Below are 2,490 nucleotides of genomic sequence, written 5' to 3' on the forward strand. Positions count from 1 at the left end.
CTGGACAAATGGCTGTGGCAGGCGCGGTTCTTCAAATCGCGCCCGCTGGCCTGCGAGATGATTGCCGAAGGCCATCTGCGGCTGAACGGCCAGCGCTGCCAGAAGCCCGGACATCAGGTGGGGATGGGCGATACGCTCACCTTTCCGCAGGGCGACCGCATCCGGCTGATCCGGGTGCTGGCCCCCGGCAGCCGACGCGGCCCCGCCCCCGAGGCGCGCGGCCTCTATCACGATCTGGACCCGCAGCCGCTGTCTGACCAGGCAGTTTCGGATCTGGATGAGACCGAGGATCTGGAACAGATGCCACAGTCACAGGGCCGCTAGGAGAAGGATGTTCCGCGCGCCCCCGGTGCCGCAGGACAACCCGCCCCGGCGACACCCCGCCGCGCCGCTTCGCGCTTGAATGCCCGCACCGCCTGAGCTAGCTAGACGCCAACACGAGAGAAACCGGGGCCCTGCCATGACCTATGTGGTGACCGACAACTGCATCGCCTGCAAATACACCGACTGCGTCGAGGTCTGTCCGGTGGATTGCTTCTACGAGGGCGAGAACACGCTGGTGATCCACCCCGACGAATGCATCGACTGCGGCGTCTGCGAACCGGAATGCCCGGCCGATGCGATCCGCCCGGATACCGAGCCGGACATGGACAAATGGGTCGAGTTCAACCGCAAATATGCCGAGCTGTGGCCCGTCATCACGCAAAAGCGCGAGCCGATGGAAGGCTATAAAGAGCGTGACGGCGAGAAGGACAAGCTGACCAAGTATTTCTCGCCCAATCCCGGCGAAGGCAGCTGAGGCGCGCCCCCGGCGCCGCCCGCCCCCTTTGCGGCTGATTCGCTCCTGTGAGAGGCAGATGTGCAGCAAATGCCATGCCAATATGCAGAATCTGCATGGGCTCTGGCCGGTTGCGGCCCTCGCCGCAGTTGGAATCGCCGCGATTTCATGTTATATCTGCGTCATAAACACAGCATGGACGCCTGACCGCCGCCTCGGCGCTGCTCGCCCGGGACGGATTTTCTTGTGACAAAGCCCTGAACGCAGCCGAAGCCTATGGCCTCGGGCGCGATGTCTTTGTGGCAAGGCAGGCCCCTGCGCATGAGGAAGCCGCTGGAATGACCAAGACCAAGAAGCCCGAATTCCGCCCTGATGAATTCGTCGTCTACCCGGCCCATGGTGTGGGCAAGATCATCTCCATCGAAGAGCAGGAAATCGCAGGGTTCAAGCTGGAACTCTTCGTGCTGCACTTTGAAAAGGACAAGATGACCCTGCGGGTGCCGACGCATAAGGCGACGGAAATCGGCATGCGCCAGCTCTCCACCCCCGATGTGGTGAACAAGGCGCTGGACACGCTGAAGGGCAAGGCCCGGGTGAAACGCGCCATGTGGTCGCGCCGCGCGCAGGAATATGAACAGAAGATCAACTCGGGCGACCTCTTGTCGATCGCCGAAGTGGTGCGCGACCTGCACCGCAGCGATGACCAGCGTGAGCAAAGCTATTCCGAGCGTCAGCTTTACGAGGCGGCACTGGAACGCCTGACCCGCGAAGTCGCCGCCGTTTCGGGCGCGGACGAGGCGCAGGCCCAGAAAACCGTCGATTCGGTGCTGACCTCGCGCGCGGCCTGATCGGGCCGCACAGAAAACAAAGGCCGCCCCTCGGGGCGGCTTTTTGCTTTTCCGGCAAGGCCTTCGCGGCGTCAGCGGTGGAATTGGATATTTTTATCAGGTTGAAGCGCAATCCGCTTTCAACCTGATCCAAATATCCCCGCCGGAGGCATCGGGGCCGCGAGGCCCCGACCCTTTTACAGCGCAATCTGGGTAAAGCCGTCGCGCAGCGCCGCCGACCAGGCCTCGGACATGGCGCGGAATTGCGGGTCGCCCGCCTCGATCCGGCGGCGCGCGGTGATCTTGCAATCATCCGCCCCGATCACCACCAGATCCAGCGGCATGCCGACCGAGAGGTTGGAGCGCAGCGTGCTGTCCATGCTGAGCAGCACCGCCTTTTGCGCATCGGCCAGGCTGGTTTCCGGGCGCACCACGCGGTCGAGGATCGGCTTGCCGTATTTGTGTTCGCCGATTTGCAGGAAGGGCGTGTCTTCGGTCGCCTCGATGAAATTGCCCTCGGGATAGATGAGGAACAGCCGCATCGCGCCGCCCTTGCGCTGGCCCGCCACGATCATCGAGGCAGAGGCGCTTTGCTTCATGGTGGCCATCTTCTCGCCGATCTCGGCCCGGACGGTGGACAGCATATTGCCCACGATCTCGGCCACTTTCAGCAGGGTGGGCGCCAGCATGATCGAGGTTTCCGAGGTGGCGCTGTCCTCTTCCATCGCCTCGCGCAGGCGGGCGATGGTGGTTTGCGTCACGCTGAGGCTGCCCGCCGTCATGATGGCGATGACCCGCTCGCCGGGGTCTTCAAAGGTGAACATCTTGCGATAGGTCGAGATATTGTCGAGCCCCGCATTGGTTCGGGTATCAGACAGCAGCACC

At 63.3% G+C, this 2,490-nt stretch carries 4 protein-coding genes; 3 read left to right on the forward strand and 1 reads right to left on the reverse strand.

What is annotated here, in order from left to right:
* From JNN06_RS11880 to JNN06_RS11890, 3 genes are all read left to right on the forward strand, one after another.
* On the forward strand, positions 1-324 hold a 324-nt coding region (locus tag JNN06_RS11880), incomplete at its 5' end, for an RNA-binding S4 domain-containing protein (protein WP_291239806.1).
* 136 nt (positions 325-460) lie between these two features.
* Entirely contained in the window at positions 461-799 is a 339-nt protein-coding gene (gene fdxA, locus JNN06_RS11885; RefSeq protein ID WP_291239807.1) for a ferredoxin FdxA, read from the forward strand.
* Between the two features lie 317 nt (positions 800-1,116).
* Complete coding sequence (locus JNN06_RS11890; RefSeq protein ID WP_291239808.1) at positions 1,117-1,626, forward strand: CarD family transcriptional regulator; 510 nt, start codon at positions 1,117-1,119, stop codon at positions 1,624-1,626.
* Between the two features lie 176 nt (positions 1,627-1,802).
* Here the strand turns inward: JNN06_RS11890 and JNN06_RS11895 are convergent, their stop codons facing one another.
* Complete coding sequence (locus JNN06_RS11895; protein ID WP_291239809.1) at positions 1,803-2,489, reverse strand: peptidase; 687 nt, start codon at positions 2,487-2,489, stop codon at positions 1,803-1,805.
* Position 2,490: the final 1 nt, after the last annotated feature.

It is taken from the genome of Gemmobacter sp., assembly GCF_016792925.1.
GTDB lineage: Bacteria > Pseudomonadota > Alphaproteobacteria > Rhodobacterales > Rhodobacteraceae > Gemmobacter.

Excerpts from the sequence above, each read along its gene's own strand:
- JNN06_RS11890 (WP_291239808.1), top strand. The coding sequence starts at position 1,117 with ATGACCAAGACCAAGAAGCCCGAATTCCGCCCTGATGAATTCGTCGTC.
- fdxA (WP_291239807.1), top strand. The coding sequence starts at position 461 with ATGACCTATGTGGTGACCGACAACTGCATCGCCTGCAAATACACCGAC.